The organism is Cellulomonas sp. ATA003, assembly GCF_031582905.1.
Classification (GTDB): Bacteria; Actinomycetota; Actinomycetes; order Actinomycetales; family Cellulomonadaceae; genus Pengzhenrongella.
Genome location: NZ_CP133990.1, coordinates 2864333 through 2879630, shown reverse-complemented (window position 1 = coordinate 2879630; position 15298 = coordinate 2864333). Strand labels below are relative to the sequence as shown.

The 15298-nt window shown below is 76.3% G+C and carries 10 protein-coding genes and 3 pseudogenes; 7 read left to right on the top strand and 6 right to left on the bottom strand.

The window, feature by feature from the left end:
- Nucleotides 1–49 precede the first annotated feature (49 nt).
- Complete coding sequence (locus REH70_RS14375) at nt 50–1735, top strand: ribonuclease J (RefSeq protein WP_310748255.1); 1686 nt, start codon at nt 50–52, stop codon at nt 1733–1735.
- On the opposite strand, the gene REH70_RS14370 is transcribed toward REH70_RS14375, so the two are convergent.
- Nucleotides 1710–2348: a TetR/AcrR family transcriptional regulator gene (locus REH70_RS14370; protein ID WP_310748252.1), complete on the bottom strand. Its 639-nt coding sequence runs from the start codon at nt 2346–2348 to the stop codon at nt 1710–1712. The genes REH70_RS14375 and REH70_RS14370 overlap by 26 nt on opposite strands.
- Before the next feature lie 85 nt (nt 2349–2433).
- Here REH70_RS14370 and REH70_RS14365 point away from each other — a divergent pair, with 85 nt between their 5' ends.
- The 3 genes and pseudogenes from REH70_RS14365 (at nt 2434) to REH70_RS14355 (ending at nt 7903) form a co-directional block, all read left to right on the top strand.
- The gene (locus tag REH70_RS14365; protein ID WP_310748249.1) at nt 2434–2847 is read left to right on the top strand and encodes a hypothetical protein; all 414 of its coding nucleotides are present in this window, start codon (nt 2434–2436) and stop codon (nt 2845–2847) included.
- Nucleotides 2848–3078: 231 nt separating this feature from the next.
- A pseudogene (locus REH70_RS14360) lies at nt 3079–5606 on the top strand (DNA translocase FtsK 4TM domain-containing protein).
- Nucleotides 5603–7903 (top strand): EAL domain-containing protein, encoded by a 2301-nt coding sequence (locus REH70_RS14355; protein WP_310748246.1) that lies wholly within the window; start codon nt 5603–5605, stop codon nt 7901–7903. Before REH70_RS14360 ends, REH70_RS14355 begins: the two are co-directional and overlap by 4 nt.
- A gap of 44 nt (nt 7904–7947) precedes the next feature.
- On the opposite strand, the gene REH70_RS14350 is transcribed toward REH70_RS14355, so the two are convergent.
- Together REH70_RS14350 and REH70_RS14345 are read right to left on the bottom strand one after the other, a co-directional pair.
- Nucleotides 7948–8169 carry a hypothetical protein gene (locus REH70_RS14350; protein WP_310748243.1) on the bottom strand — a complete coding sequence of 74 codons (222 nt, stop codon included), beginning with the start codon at nt 8167–8169 and terminating at the stop codon, nt 7948–7950.
- Nucleotides 8166–9248, bottom strand: coding sequence for a CapA family protein (locus tag REH70_RS14345; protein WP_310748240.1), 1083 nt, complete (start codon nt 9246–9248; stop codon nt 8166–8168). Before REH70_RS14345 ends, REH70_RS14350 begins: the two co-directional genes overlap by 4 nt.
- Nucleotides 9249–9446: 198 nt before the next feature.
- On the opposite strand from REH70_RS14345, the pseudogene pgsA reads away from it, so the two are divergent.
- The 3 genes and pseudogenes from pgsA (at nt 9447) to REH70_RS14330 (ending at nt 11144) form a co-directional block, all read left to right on the top strand.
- A pseudogene (gene pgsA / locus REH70_RS14340) lies at nt 9447–10021 on the top strand (CDP-diacylglycerol--glycerol-3-phosphate 3-phosphatidyltransferase).
- Nucleotides 10022–10092: 71 nt separating this feature from the next.
- A complete protein-coding gene (locus REH70_RS14335) occupies nt 10093–10644 on the top strand; it encodes a CinA family protein (protein WP_396134545.1) in 552 nt (183 codons plus the stop codon).
- A gap of 95 nt (nt 10645–10739) precedes the next feature.
- Nucleotides 10740–11144 carry a helix-turn-helix domain-containing protein gene (locus tag REH70_RS14330; protein ID WP_396134544.1) on the top strand — a complete coding sequence of 135 codons (405 nt, stop codon included), beginning with the start codon at nt 10740–10742 and terminating at the stop codon, nt 11142–11144.
- A gap of 126 nt (nt 11145–11270) precedes the next feature.
- Here REH70_RS14330 and REH70_RS14325 read toward each other — a convergent pair whose 3' ends face one another.
- From REH70_RS14325 to REH70_RS20780, 3 genes and pseudogenes are all read right to left on the bottom strand, one after another.
- Nucleotides 11271–11795, bottom strand: a complete 525-nt coding sequence (locus REH70_RS14325) for a hypothetical protein (RefSeq protein WP_310748235.1) — start codon at nt 11793–11795, stop codon at nt 11271–11273.
- 74 nt (nt 11796–11869) lie between these two features.
- Nucleotides 11870–12070: pseudogene (locus tag REH70_RS14320) on the bottom strand (DNA-formamidopyrimidine glycosylase family protein); the annotation flags it as partial.
- A gap of 88 nt (nt 12071–12158) precedes the next feature.
- The gene (locus tag REH70_RS20780) at nt 12159–15227 is read right to left on the bottom strand and encodes a hypothetical protein (RefSeq protein WP_396134759.1); all 3069 of its coding nucleotides are present in this window, start codon (nt 15225–15227) and stop codon (nt 12159–12161) included.
- Nucleotides 15228–15298 lie beyond the last annotated feature (71 nt).

Here is a 15298-nt window from a genome sequence, read left to right as displayed (position 1 = left end):
CGCGACCGACGCGCCGGCGCGACGCGCCGGCCACGACCCCGGAGGACCGATGTCCCAGCCCCTGCCCGAGCTCGGCCCGCCGCCGCCCCTCGCGGACGGCACTCTGCGCGTCGTGGCGCTGGGCGGGCTGGGGGAGATCGGCCGAAACATGGCCGTCCTGGAGTACGACGGCCGGCTGCTCGTCGTCGACTGCGGCGTGCTGTTCCCCGAGGACCACCAGCCGGGCGTCGACCTGATCCTCCCGGACTTCAGCCACATCGCCGACCGGCTCGACGACATCGAGGCGATCGTCCTCACGCACGGCCACGAGGACCACATCGGCGCGGTCCCGTACCTGCTGCGGCTGCGCCGCGACATCCCGCTCGTCGGGTCCCAGCTCACGCTCGCCTTCGTCGAGGCCAAGCTCAAGGAGCACCGCATCGCGCCGCTGACGCTCGCGGTGCGCGAGGGGCAGACCGAGCGGCTGGGCGTCTTCGACTGCGAGTTCGTCGCGGTCAACCACTCGATCCCGGACGCGCTCGCGGTCGCGGTGCGGACGCCGGCCGGCACGGTCCTGCACACCGGGGACTTCAAGATGGACCAGCTGCCGCTGGACGGTCGCATCACGGACCTGCGGGCGTTCGCCCGGCTCGGCGAGGCGGGCGTGGACCTGTTCATGGTCGACTCGACGAACGCCGAGGTGCCCGGCTTCACCACGCACGAGCGCGAGATCGGGCCGGTCCTCGACGCGGTCTTCGCGGCCGCCGAGCAGCGCATCGTCGTGGCGTCGTTCGCCTCGCACGTCCACCGCGTCCAGCAGGTGCTCGACGCCGCCGCGGCGCACGGCCGCAGGGTCGCGCTCGTCGGGCGGTCCATGGTCCGCAACATGACGATCGCCGCGGACCTGGGGTACCTCGCCGTGCCGGACGGCGTGCTCGTCGACGCCAAGCGGATCGACACCGTGCCGGACGACGAGCTCGTGCTCATGTGCACGGGCTCGCAGGGCGAGCCCATGGCGGCGCTGTCGCGGATCGCGAGCGGTGAGCACAAGATCGCCGTCGGGCCGCGGGACACGGTCGTGCTGGCGTCGTCGCTCATCCCCGGCAACGAGAACGCCGTCTACCGCGTCATCAACGGGCTGACCCGGCTCGGCGCCCGCGTGGTCCACGGCGGCAACGCCAAGGTGCACGTGTCCGGGCACGCGTCCGCCGGCGAGCTCCTGTACTGCTACAACATCGTCCGGCCGCGCAACGTCATGCCCGTGCACGGGGAGGTGCGGCACCTCGTCGCGAACGCCGCGCTCGCGGTGCAGACCGGGGTGCCGGCCGAGAACGTCGTGCTGGCCGAGGACGGCGTCGTCGTCGACCTCGTCGACGGGCGGGCCACCGTGGTCGGCGCGGTGCCGTGCGGGCTCGTGTACGTCGACGGCGCGAGCGTCGGCGGCATCACCGACGCCGAGCTCAAGGACCGGCGCATCCTCGGCGAGGAAGGGTTCATCTCGATCGTCGTGGTCGTGGACTCCTCGACCGGTGCGGTGCTCGCGGGCCCGCACCTGCAGGCCCGCGGCTTCGCCGAGGACGACGCCGTGCTCACGGAGGTCGTCCCGGAGATCGCCCGGGCGCTCGCGGAGGCGCCGCACGCCGGCGGCGTCGACACCCACGAGCTCCAGCAGATCGTCCGGCGGGTCGTCGGGCGGTGGGTGAACACCCGGCTCCGGCGGCGCCCCATGATCATGCCGGTGGTCGTCGCGGCGTAGCGGCGGCGCCGGGCACCGCCGCCCCGCCGACCGCGACCAGCGAGTCGCGGAACCGCTCCGCCCGCTCGGCGGGGTCGCCCGGCAGGAGTCCGGACAGCTCCAGCTCGACGAGCCCGTGCGCGAGGCCCCACAGCGTCAGCGCCGCCGGCACCGCCGCGCGAGCGGCCACGTCCGGTGGTGCGCCGTGGGAGCGCAGCACCCGGGCGACGGCGTCGGCCAGCACGGTGAACGTCGGCTGCGCGGTCGACGGCGGGGCGTCCGGGCCGCGTGCCCCGGCGCCCGCGGTGTCGAACATGACGCGGTAGAAGTGCGGGTCGGCGAGGGCGCTGTCCCGGTAGGCGAGGCCCAGCGCGAGCAGGTCGGCCTCGGGGTCGTCGGTGCCCGGGGCGGCGGCCAGGTGGGCGGCGAACCGGCGCAGCGCCTCCTCGCCGACCGCCCGGACGAGCTCGTCGCGTCCGCCCCACAGGGCGTACACGGCCGACGCCGACGTCCCGGCGCGCGCGGCGACGTCGCGCACCGTCAGCGCACGGGGGCCGCCGTCCGCGACGACCCGCGAGGCCACCTCGAGCAGGCGGGTGCGCAGGGCGTCGTCGTGCAGGCGGGGGCGGGCCATCGGCCGAGTCTAGGGTCTTGACAGGGGTTCTGTGACGCTGTTCCATAACAACGTTCACAAACCGTGGCGGCCCGAGGAGCGCACCGTGCTGGAGCTGACCGAGGCGGCTCGGTCCACGGCCGGGATCGTCCTGCTGACCGTGGTGGCCGTCGAGTCGGGCGGGGTGTTCATGCTCCGGGTGAACGCGGGCGCGGTGGCGACCACCGAGTTCCAGCACCGCTTCTACCGGGCCGGTCACGCGCACGCCGGTGTGCTCGTGACGCTGGGGCTGGTGTGCCTGCTGCTCGCCGAGGCGACGGCCCTCGGCGGCGCCGTCCGGTGGCTGGCGCAGACCGGCGTGCTCGTCGCGGCGATCCTCATGCCCGCCGGGTTCTTCCTCTCCGCGATGGGCCGGGGTCGCACGCGCCCCAGCCAATGGGTGGGGCTGCTCGTGGTCGGCGCGGTCGTCCTCGCAGTGGCCGTCGTGACGCTCGGGATCGGACTGCTGACCGCGACGTGAGGTCGGCCACGCACCCGCGGTGCGGGGTGTCGGCGGCGACCCGCCGACCTGCTGGGGCTACGGTCGGGGACCATGGCGACCCGCACGTCCTCCTCCGGCCGGTCCGCCCAGGCGACGCGCACCCGGACCTCCGCTCCCCGGTCCGCGTCCACGGGCGGCGGCTCGTCGCGCCCACCCGGCCGCGGGGCGACCGCGGTGCCGGCGCCGCACCGGCCCGCGCTCCCGGTCCGCATGGTCCGCGGGGTGTGGATGGGGTGCGCGCACGTCGTCGGAGGGACGGCCCGCCGGATCGGCCACGGCGCCCGCGAGCTCGACCCCGCCCACCGCCGCGACGGCATCGGCTTCACGCTGCTCGCGCTCGCGGTCGTCGTCGCCTCCCGGGAGTGGTGGGGACTGGCCGGGACCGCGGGTGACGTCATCCATGCGGTGGTGGCCGGGACGTTCGGCCGGGTCGGCGTCGTGGTGCCGCTCGTGCTGCTCGGCCTCGCCGTCCGGCTGCTGCGCCACCCGGAGCACGAGCAGGCCAACTCGCGCGTCGCGATCGGGATCGCCGCGATGGGCGTGGCGGCGTGCGCGCTCGTGCACCTGTCGACCGGGCTGCCCGCCCCGGCGGACGGCTTCGCCGCGCTGCGGGAGGCCGGCGGCATCATCGGCTACCTCAGCGCCACCCCGCTCGCCAGCGCCCTGACGGCCTGGGTCGCCGTCCCGCTCCTGCTCATGCTCGGGCTGTTCGGTGTCCTGGTGGTCACCGCGACGCCCGTGCACCTGGTCGTCCCGCGGCTGCGCGCGGTCTACCACCGGCTCACCGGGGAGCAGCGCACGGACGACGCCACGGACACCGCCGACGACGACGACGCCCCGCTCGTCATCAACGCCGGTCACACGGCGAAGCCCGAGCCCGAGGAGCCGCCGACCAAGCGCCCGCGTCGTCTGGGCGCCCGCAAGCGCGCCGAGGCCCAGGCCGAGGCGGAGGCGGAGGCCGCCGCGCTGCTCGCGCAGTACGAGGCGGACGAGGCCTTCGAGCGCGCCGCGATCGTCGCCCCCGCCGACGACGACGCCGCCGACGTCCCCACCGACCCCGCGGCCACCGCACCGACCGCCGTCGTGCCGTCGCCGGGGGCCCCGGGCCGCGATCTCGCGCCACCGCCCACGTCGGGGGTGCCGCGGGGGAGCAGCCCATGCTCGAGGGTGACGTCGTCTACACGCTGCCGACCGACGAGGTGCTCGCGAAGGGCGCCCCGCACAAGGTCCGCTCGGCGGCCAACGACCGCGTCGTGGAGGCGCTGACCACCGTCCTGGACCAGTTCGAGATCGACGCGCAGGTCACCGGCTTCATGCGCGGGCCGACGGTCACTCGGTACGAGGTCGAGCTCGGGCCCGCGGTCAAGGTCGAGCGGGTCACCGCGCTGAGCAAGAACATCGCCTACGCGGTCGCCAGCGCGGACGTGCGGATCCTCTCGCCGATCCCGGGCAAGTCCGCGATCGGCATCGAGATCCCGAACACCGACCGGGAGACCGTCTCGCTCGGCGACGTCCTGCGGTCCTCCGCGGCACGGCGCACCGAGCACCCCATGGTCATCGGCGTCGGCAAGGACGTCGAGGGCGGCTACGTCGTGGCGAACCTCGCCAAGATGCCGCACCTCCTCGTCGCCGGCGCCACCGGCGCGGGGAAGTCGAGCTTCGTCAACTCGATGATCGTCTCGATCCTCATGCGGTCCACGCCGGACGACGTCCGCATGGTGCTGGTCGACCCCAAGCGCGTCGAGCTGACGATCTACGAGGGCATCCCGCACCTCATCACCCCCATCATCACCAACCCCAAGAAGGCCGCCGAGGCCCTGGAGTGGGTGGTCCGGGAGATGGAGGCGCGCTACGACGACCTCGCGATGTTCGGGTTCAAGCACATCGACGACTTCAACGCCGCGGTCCGTGCGGGCAAGGTGCACCCGCTTCCGGGCAGCGAGCGCAAGATCGCCCCGTACCCGTACCTGCTGGTCATCGTGGACGAGCTCGCCGACCTCATGATGGTCGCCCCGCGCGACGTCGAGGCGTCGATCCAGCGGATCACCCAGCTCGCCCGCGCCGCGGGCATCCACCTCGTGCTCGCCACGCAGCGACCCTCGGTCGACGTCGTCACCGGCCTCATCAAGGCGAACGTGCCCTCGCGCCTCGCGTTCGCGACGTCGTCGCTCACCGACTCCCGCGTCGTGCTCGACCAGCCCGGCGCGGAGAAGCTCATCGGTCAGGGTGACGCGCTGTTCCTGCCGATGGGGGCGTCCAAGCCCATGCGCACCCAGGGGGCCTGGGTGTCCGAGAGCGAGATCCACGCCGTCGTCGAGCACGTCAAGACCCAGCTCAAGCCCGTGTACCGCAAGGACGTCATCCCGACCGTCGAGAAGAAGGCCGTCGACGAGGACATCGGCGACGACCTCGACCTGCTGCTGCAGGCCGCCGAGCTCGTCGTCACCACCCAGTTCGGGTCGACGTCGATGCTCCAGCGCAAGCTGCGGGTCGGGTTCGCCAAGGCCGGCCGCCTCATGGACCTGCTCGAGTCCCGCGAGATCGTCGGGCCCTCCGAGGGGTCGAAGGCGCGTGAGGTGATGGTCCAGCCGGACGACCTGCCCGGGACGCTCGCGTTGCTGCGCGGTGAGCCACCGGTGGCCGCCGACGACGACGTCATCGGCGAGGGGATGCCCCCGGTTGCGACGGACTACCACGACGGAGCCGACGAGGAGGACGCCGCCCGGTGGGGTCGGTGACGGACGCCGTCACCGCACCCGACACCGCGGCGTGGCCGCTGGTCGTGGTGACGCTCGTCGCAGCGCTCGCGCTCGCGGCCGTGGTCGTCCTGCTGGTGCGGTCGCGGCGGGAGGCGGCCCGCACGGCGGCGATCGAGTCCCGGCTGCGCGCGGTGCGACGTCGCGACGACGCCCTCGAGGAGCTCACCGGCACCGGTGCGCTCGTGCAGTCCGTCGACGGCCGCGTCCACGACCTGACCGACGGCGCCCGGCGCGTCCTCGGCCTCGCGGATGCGGCCGACCCCCGCGGGCGCGCGATCAGCGACCTGCCCGTGGTGTTCCTGGACGACGCCGGACGCAGCCTCACCCCGGCCTCCGTGCTGGGCCACCGGGCGTCCGCTGCCGCGGGACGCGCGACCGAGCCGGTGGTCGTGGGCGTGCAGGGCGCCCCGGGGCCGGACGGGCGTCCGCGCCGCCTGCGCGTCCGCAGCGCCGTCCTGCCCGCGACCGATGCGGACGACGCCCTGGTCGTGACCGCGCTCGTCGACCTCGCCGCGGGCACCTCCGCGTCGGCCGCGGCCGCGGTGCGCGCGGTGCTGCGCAGCGCCCCGGTCCCGATGGCGCTGACCGACCTGGACGGCCGCGTGGTCGACGCGACCGGGGCGTTCGCCGAGGCGCTCGGGTCGCGTCCGGGCGACGTCGTCGGGCGGGTGCTCCCCGGTGTCGGCGAGACCGGTGCCGACGGGGCGGGTACTGGCGGGCGCGGTACCGACGGGCTCGGGGCTGACGGGGTCGGTGCTGACGGGGCCGGCGCTGCCGGGGCGGGCGCCGACGGGTGGCGCGACGCCGTGGCCGCGCTCGTGGCCGGCGGGCGGCACCGCTTCTCCCTCGAGCGGCGCGTCCCGCGCGCCGAGGCACGGCACGCGTGGGTCGCCCTGGACGTCGCGCTCGTACGCCACCCCTCGGGGCAGCCCGAGGGGCTTCTCGTGACGGCCCGGGACGTCAGCGAGTACCGCGAGCGCTCCGAGGCGATGACGCACCGTGCGATGCACGACCCGCTGACGGGGCTCGCCAACCGGGCACTGCTGCAGGAGGTCCTCCGGACGGTGCTCGACCGGGCGGGCGCCGAGGGCACGGTCGCCGTGCTGGCCTGCGACCTCGACGAGTTCAAGCCGATCAACGACCGCTACGGGCACGCCGCGGGCGACGAGGTCCTGGTGCACGTGGCCGGGGTGCTCCGCGCGGCGGCCGGGGGTGCGGGCACCGTGGCGCGGTTGGGCGGGGACGAGTTCGTCGTGGTGCTGCCCGCGGTGCGCGGACCGCAGGCCGTGCTGGAGGCCGCCGGCGCCGTCCACGCCGGCTTGCGCGAGCCGGTCCGGCTGCACGGGCACCCGGTGACCGTGCGGGCGAGCGTCGGTGTCGCGATCGCCTCGGCCGACCTCGTCGCCCGGGGCGCCCCGGGGTTGCTCGCCGCCGCCGACGCGGCGCTGTACCGGGCGAAGGCCGCGGGCCGCTCCCGGACCGAGGTGTACGACCCGAGCATGCAGGACGCCGGTGCACCCGTCGCGCCCTCGGACGAGCTCGCCGACGCGATGGCGCGAGGTGAGCTCGTGCTGCACCTCGAGCCGCTCGTGGACCTCGCCGACGGGGCGGTCGTCGGGCACGAGGCGGTGGTGCGCTGGCAGCACCCCACCCGCGGGCTGCTGCTCCCGCCCGCGTTCCGGCCGGCCGCGGAGGCAGCGGGCCTGACCGGTGCCCTGACCCGGCACGTGCTGGGGCTCGCGGCGGCGTCCCTGCGCGACGCGGCACGGACGGGTGGCACGGCACCCGCTGCGGTGGGCACGCGCCTCGCGGTCACCGTGCCCGCGTCGGTGCTGGGCGACGGCGCGGTCGTCGAGTCCCTGGTCGCCGACCTGCCCCCCGCCGGGCCGGCCGGGGGACCGCTGGTCGTGCTGCTCACCGAGGCGTCCACCCCGGACGGCGCCGGGCGCGTGCGCCGCGACCTCGAGGTGCTCCGTGCCGCGGGCGTCGCGGTGGTGCTCGACGGCTTCGGTGTCGGGTCCTCCCTGACGGCGGTGCGTGACCTGCCGCTCGACGGGGTGCGGCTGGACCCGTCGTTCACCGCGGGCCTCGCCGACGACCCCGCCGCCGCCCGGGTCACGCGCGCGGTCGGTGTCCTGGCCGCCGAGCTCGGGCTCGCCACGATCGCGGCGGGCGTCCGGACCGAGGAGCAGGCGACGGTCCTGCGGGACGGCGGCTGGCGCTACGCGCAGGGCTGGCTGTTCGGGGTCGCCTACCCGGCGCACGCACCGGGCTGACGGGCTCCGCCCACCCGCTGCCCCCGCTCACCCGGCGCTCCCGCTCACCCGGTGCGGGCGACCACCTGGGGCGGTGGTCCGGTCGGCTCGGGCGGTGACGTCCGTCCGGGGGCCTCGGCGCCCACCGCGTCGGCGACCCGCGCGGCCCGGGCGGCGACCTCCGCGGCGTCGAGCGTCGCGGTCCCGGCGGTCACGTCCGGCAGGGCGTGCACCCGGTGCCCCGCGCCGCGGTCGACCGTGACCCCGGTCCACCCGACCGCGGTCACCCGCGCCGGTCGGTCGGCCGGCTTGACCACCTCCGCGGTCCCGACCAGCCCCGACGACGTCGCGGCCGGGCAGCACTCGGCGTCCTGGTTGGACAGCAGGTTGCCGAGCCCGTGGAAGACCCACATGCCCTCTCCCCGCGGACCCCCTCGAGCCGGGCCACGGGCTGCGGCACATGGGCGTGGTGCCCCATCACGAGGTCCACGACACCGGAGTCCGCGAGCGTCCGGGCGACGTCGACCTGCTCGGGGGACGGCGCGGTGACGTACTCCACGCAGCAGTGGACGCTCGCCACCACGACGTCGGCCCCGGCCGCGCGCGCCGCGGTCGCCTGCGCGATCAGCACGGCGGGGTCGAGGAGGGTCACCGACCACGGGGCGTCCGAGGGCACCGGCTGGCCGTTGAGCCCGTACGTCCCGGCGACGTGGCCCACCGTGACCGTCTGACCGGCGCGCTCCAGGCGGTACAGCTGGGCTGCGGCCCCCTCGGCCGCGGTGCGTGCGGTGCCCACGTGCCCCAGGCCCGCGGCGTCCAGGGTGTCCAGCGTGGCGACCAGGCCCGCGCGGCCACGGTCCAGGGAGTGGTTCGACGCCGTCGAGCAGCCGTCCCAGCCCTGGGCCCGCAGGGCGTCGGCGAGCTCGGGCGGCGCGCCGAACGTGGGGTACCCCGACGGTGCGGAGCCGTCCGGCGCGATCGGGACCTCCAGGTGGCACAGGGCGAGGTCCGCACCGCGCACCCACGGGTCGAGCGGCTCGAGCAGCGGTCCGAAGTCGAAGCCCGCCGGTGTCTGCGCCGACCTGATCACCGACCCGTGCGGCAGCACGTCGCCGGCGGCGAGGAGCGTGAAGGTCGCGTCCGGGGGTGGTGTGGCGGTGGGTGTGGGCGTGGGGGTCGGCGGGGCCGGGGTGTCCGTCGGCGCCGGCTCGGACACCACCGGTGACCCGGGCGCGTCCGTCGAGGTGGCACGCCACCCGGCGACGAGCGCCCAGCCGAGCGCCGCGAGCAGGGCCAGCGCCAGCATCACCGCGGCGATGCGGCCAGCCGGCCCCGTGGGACGTCGATCGGCGCTGGTCGAGCTCACACCGGTGACCCTAGCGAGTGCGTGCCGGGCGCCCGCCGGCGTCGCCCGGGTGTCGCCCGGGTGTCGCCGCCACCGGGTGTCGGTCACGTCGGTGGGCGCCGTCGCCGGACGAGGTCGCCCGGTCGTCGACCACACCGGAGCAGGGCGGACGCGGACGGCCCGGGAGGCGGGCGCACCCGGGAGGCCTAGGCTGGCGGAGTGGTCACCACAGCCCCGTCCCGATGGAACGTCGCCAACGCGGTGACGCTCGCGCGCATCGCGCTGGTGCCGTTCTTCGTGCTGGCGCTGCTCGCCGACGGTGGCGACTCGGTGGCGTGGCGTCTGACCGCGACCGGGATCTTCCTGCTCGCGGCCGTCACCGACCGGCTGGACGGCTACCTCGCCCGGCGCGACAACCTCATCACCGACCTGGGCAAGCTGCTCGACCCCATCGCCGACAAGCTGCTCATCGGGTCCGGGCTCATCGGCCTGTCCGTCCTCGGCGACCTGTCGTGGTGGGTGACCGCCGTGATCCTCGTCCGCGAGCTCGGGATCACCGCGATGCGCTTCATGGTGCTGCGCTACGCCGTGATGCCGGCCTCGCGCGGGGGAAGCTCAAGACCGTGCTGCAGGTGATCGCGATCGCGCTCTACCTGCTCCCGCTCGACCGCCTGCCGGACCTCGTCGGGGTCCTGGCCACGATCACGATGGTGGCGGCGGTCGCGGTCACTCTCCTCACCGGCGCCGACTACGTGCGCCAGGCGCTCCGGCTGCGCCACGCCGGCCGCGCGTGACACGTGCGGACGGCCCGCGTCGCGAGGTCCCGCGTCGCGAGGTCCCGCGTCCGGACGACGTCCGTCCCGCCGTGAGCGGGGAGCCAGGTCTGTCCGACGCCGCGGCCCTGGTTGCCGCGCTCGCCGCGCACGGCCGGTCCGTGGCCGTCGCGGAGTCGCTCACCGGCGGGATGGTCACCGCCGCGGTGGTCGACGTCCCGGGGGCGTCCCGCGTGCTCCGCGGGGGCGTGGTGGCGTACGCGACCGACCTCAAGGCCCAGCTGCTGGGGGTGGACCGTGCGCTGCTCGCCCGCGTCGGCGCGGTCGACCCCGGCGTCGCCGGCGAGATGGCGCAGGGCGTGCGCGCCCGGCTGGGCGCCGACGTCGGGCTGGCGACGACCGGTGTGGCCGGACCGGATCCCCAGGACGGGCACGCACCGGGGAGGTCCACGTCGCGGTGGCCGTCGGCGAGGAGGTGCACGTGCGCTCCCTGCGGCTCGACGGGGGGCGGGCCGAGGTCCGTGCCGGTGCGGCGCGTGCGGTGCTCGCTTACGCCGTCGAGGTCCTCACGGACGCTCGTCCGGGTGGGAACACCCGGGTGGAGCACGGCGTTGGATGAAATGTGCACAACACAGGACCGGTGACCGGCGCCCCGCAGGGCAGGCCGGATGCGCCGGGGTACGGTAGGAACGTCCCCACGAAGGGGCGGGTCAACGGGGTGGTCGTCGGACGACCGCCGGTGGCCCGACAGGATCCGCGGTCGTCGACCGCACGAGGTACGGGAGGGGGACGCCACATGGTGGTACTGCGCCGCGAGATCGGTGACGTGCTGCGGGATGCCCGCCAGCGACAGGGTCGGACCCTGCGTGAGGTGTCCTCCGCCGCGCGGGTGTCGCTCGGATACCTCAGCGAGGTCGAGCGAGGCCAGAAGGAGGCGTCGTCGGAGCTGCTCGGCAGCATCTGCGACGCGTTGGACATCCCGCTGTCGCTCGTGCTGCGCGAGGTCAGCGACCGGGTCGCCGTCGCCGAGGGCCTCCTCATCCCCGACACGGTCCCGGTCGAGCTCGCCACGTCGATGAGCCCGGTCGCCGAGCCCGGACTGGGCTGGGCCCGCGCCCGCGGAGAGCTCGCCCCGACCGGCTGACGCGACCGACGGGCGCACCGCGACGCGCCGTCGATCGACACACGACCCGAACGCACCGGCCGATGGCCGGTGCGTTCGTGCGTCCGGGACCCTCCGGCCGGTCGCCGGCACGGCACCCGCGGCCCCTCAGGGCGCCGGCTGGCACCGCGGGCAGTAGGAGATGGGGCGTTCGGTGGGCGGCTCGCCGGCCACCCCGCGTTCGATCGGCGTGCCGCACCGCCGGCACGGTCGGCCCATCCGGCTGTGCACATAGCTGCCCTGCCCGCGCCCACCCTCGCCGGTCACCGTCGGCCCGGACGTCGACTCCACCGACCGCACCATGAGCCCCCGCGTCATGAGCAGCAGCCCGGCGAGGTCCGGCACCTCGGCGGCGGGCGTCCACGGCCAGATGCGCCGCAGGAACAGCGGCTCGGAGGCCCAGATGGTGCCGATCCCCGCGAGCGCTGTCTGGTCCAGCAGCACCTCCGCGATCGGCGTCCGGCCGCGCTGAGCGATCCGGTGCAGGGCCTCGGCGAGCCCCTCGGTCGGGAACGCGTCGTCGAGGATGTCCGGGCCCAGGTGGCCGATGAGCGTGCCCTCGTCCCGCGTCGCGACCACGTCGAGCATGCCCAGCCGGTCCCCGAGGGCCGTCCACACCGCGTTGGCGAGCACGGCGCGGATGTACGCACCCGGCCCTGCGCACCGGGCGCCCCGGTCCGCGCGATCTTCCAGGACCCCTCCATCCGGAGGTGGGTGTGCAGGGTCCGGCCGTCGTCGACACGGGTGAGCAGGTGCTTGCCGTAGGACCGGGTGCTGACCACGGTGCGCCCGCTCAGGTCGACACCGACCGCGGACGGCCAGCGCAGCTCGGCGCGCTCCAGCACGCGTCCGGTCAGCGCCTGCTCCAGGGTCCGGGCGGTGCGCCGGACCGTGTCCCCCTCAGGCATCGGTCACACCTGGCCCCGCAGCCGGAGCCCGCGTGGGGTCGGCGCGAAGCCGGCACCGACCAGTGCCCGGCCGAGCGGGCTCTGCAGGTCACCGAGCAGCTCGGTCCCGTTGCCGCGTTGGAACGCCGTGCGTCCCAGACGGCCGGTGCGGACGGCGTCGGCGAGCCCGGCCGCCGCGGTGGCGAGGCGGTCCGCGTCGTCCGTGAACGACAGCACGGTGCGCCCGCCCCGCTCGACGTAGAGGACCAGCGCACCGGCCACGAGGACGACGACGGATCCCGCCTTGCGCCCCGGCCGGTGCCGCGTCGTGGCGGGGGCGTCGCCGGAGGCGGCGGTCGCCGTGGTGGCGCCGACGGCCGGTGGCGATGCGGCCGTGGTGCCGGTCCCCGAGGTCGGCCGGGCCGCCGAGGCGCTGGTGCCGGCCGCCGAGGTGGTGCCGGCTGCCGAGGTGGTGCCGGCTGCCGAGGTGGTGCCGGCCGCCGACGTGGTGCCCACCGCCGGGGCACCCGCCGCCGATGCGCCGGCCGTGCCGGCGGCCGGCCAGGCGAGGGCTGCCCCGTACGGGTTCGCCGGGTCGGTCGCCGCGAGCACGACCGCGACCGCGGGCGCACGACCCCCGCGCGGCGGGCCGGCGACGTCGTCGTCCGCGGACTCCGTCGTCGCCTCCTTCGCGTCGGCGCGCAGCTGGTCGACCGCGCCGGGGAGCGCGAACTGCGAGCCGCCGAGGTGCTCGACGAAGTACCCGCGCCGGACCTGCCCGGCCCCCTCGAGCGCCGCGAGCACCTTGTAGACCAGCCCGAACTGACCGGCGATGCCCTCCGCGGGTGCGACCGCACGGGTGACGACGCCGTGCCGGTCGAGGAGCTGGGCGGCCAGGGCGTGCGCACGGACGGTGGGGTCGGTCTCGCGCGCGGGCAGCATGGACCAGCGCCCGCCCGCGTCGGGGTTGGCGAGGTCGGCGACCGACGACGCGGGCCGGGACGCCCCCGGGCGCAGCCCGAGCCGGGTCCCGCGCAGCATCGGTCGGGACCGCGGGGCCGGGGCCCGGTTCCGTGGTGCCCCCCGCCGTGCCCCCGCCCCCAGGCGTGCCCGCAGCGGACCGAGCCCGTCGTTGGTGAGGTGGCCCGCCCACACCAGGTCCCACACCGCGGCGGCGACCGCCGAGAGCCCCGGCGCGACGAACGCCGGCTGGCCCTCGCGCCGGCGGCCCCCGTGGCCGCAGGGTTCGTGCCGGGACCGGCCCCGTCGGTGGTGGCCTCCACGACCGCCGCGCGCAGCCGCTCCCCGACGCGGGGGACGATGCCGGACAGGAACCACGCGCCGCCGTCGCCGAGCACCTCGAGCACCGCGTGGTGCAGGGGCGTGTCGACCGGTCCGCCCGGCTCGGGGGGCCGAGCAGCGCCAGGGTGAGGTCGGCGGTCGCGGCCGGGTGGAGGCTGACCAGGCCGTCGTGCCCGGCGAGCTCGGCGTGCCCGACCCACACGACCTCGCCGGCGGCCGTGAGCTCGTCGAGCATCGCGGGGGAGTAGTCGACGACCCGGGCGGGGAGCACGAGCGACTCCAGGGCGGAGGCCGGGACGACGGAGCCGGCGAGCTGCTCGATCGCCCGGGCGAGCCCGTCGACGCCGCGCAGCCGCCCGACCCCCTGCCAGCGCGGCAGGAAGACCCCGAGCGCCCCCTGGTCGACCGGCTCGACCTCGGCCCGCAGCGCCGCGAGCGATCGTCGGCGCAGCGTCCGCAGCACCTCGGTGTCGCAGTACTCCTCGCCGCTGCCGCCGAGCACCTCCGGGCGCAACCGGCCGGACACCAGCACCCCGGACGACTCCAGCCGGCGCAGCACGTCGGTCGCCACCGCGACGCCGATGCCGAACCGGGCGGCGACCTGCAGGGCCGGGAACGGGCCGTGCGTGCGCGCGTGCCGGCGCACGAGGTCCCCGAGCGGGTCGGGGACGAGCTCGGTGAAGACCTCCGGCACGCCGACGGGGAGCGCGACCCCGAGCGCGTCCCGCAGCCGCCCGGCGTCCTCGACGGCGGCCCACTGCTCGGTGCGGTCCACGCCGTCCGGGCCGGGGGCGGCGCCCGCGAGGCGGACGCGGATGACCCGGCGGGCTTCGGAGAGCCCGCTCAGCCAGGTGCCGACCTCACCGCGCACCTCCTCGCGCGTGCGCAGCGCGGCCTCCTCCGTGGTGAGCGGCCCGTGGCGGCGCAGCACGTCGGCGAGGTCCTCCGCGTGCCGCGCGAGCCGGTCCGGCGCCAGACCCATGAGCTCGGCCTCGGTGCGCTCGACCGCCGCCGGGTCCAGCAGGTCGGCGAGCTGGGAGCTGCCGCTGGCGCCGAGGAGCTCCGCGAGCAGGGTCGGGTCCAGGGTCAGCGCGGCCGCGCGGCGCTCGGCGAGCGGGGCGTCGCCGTCGTAGAGGAACTGGGCGGTGTAGCCGAACAGCAGGGACTGCGCGAACGGCGACGGCGTCGGTGTGGTGACCTCGACCACGCGGACCCGGCCCGCGGCGGCGTCGGCCATGAGCTCGGAGAGCGCGGCGACGTCGAAGTCGTCCTGCAGGCACTCCCGCACGGCCTCGAGCAGGATCGGGAAGTCCGGGTACTGCGCGGCGACGCTGAGCAGCTGCGCGGACCGCTGCCGCTGCTGCCACAGCGGTTGGCGGCGGTCGGGTCGGCGCCGCGGGAGCAGCAGCGCGCGTGCGGCCGCCTCCCGGAAGCGGGCGCCGAACATCGCCGATCCGCCCAGCTCCTCGCGGACCGCGTCGGCGACCTCGTCGGGGTCGATGAGCAGGTCGGCCGGGTCCAGCGCCGGACCCGAGTCGTCCCAGGTCGTCGCGCCGTCGCCCACCAGGACGTCCGGCAGGCGCAGGACGATGCCGTCGTCGGCGTGCATCGCGGCGGCGTCCACCCCGTACCGCTCACGCATCCGCGCACCGATCACCAGCGCCCAGGGCGCGTGCACGCGGGCGCCGTACGGGGAGTGGATGACGATGCGCCAGTCGCCGATCTCGTCGCGGAACCGCTCCACGACGAGGGTCCGGTCGTCCGGCACGGTCCCGGTCGACTCGCCCTGCTCGCGCAGGTAGTCGAGGAGGTTGTCCGCCGCCCACGGGTCCAGCCCGGCGCCCTCGACCTCCGCGCGGGCGGCGTCCGGCGCCATCGCGACCAGCCCGCGCACCCACGCCCCGATCGCCCGGCCCAGGTCGGCCGGACGCCCGGGGAGTCGCCCTT

Bases quoted from the DNA above. Each gene is read 5' to 3' on its own strand.
- REH70_RS14370 (WP_310748252.1), bottom strand. From the start codon at position 2,348: ATGGCCCGCCCCCGCCTGCACGACGACGCCCTGCGCACCCGCCTGCTC.
- REH70_RS14375 (WP_310748255.1), top strand. From the start codon at position 50: ATGTCCCAGCCCCTGCCCGAGCTCGGCCCGCCGCCGCCCCTCGCGGAC.
- REH70_RS20780 (WP_396134759.1), bottom strand. From the start codon at position 15,227: ATGGCGCCGGACGCCGCCCGCGCGGAGGTCGAGGGCGCCGGGCTGGAC.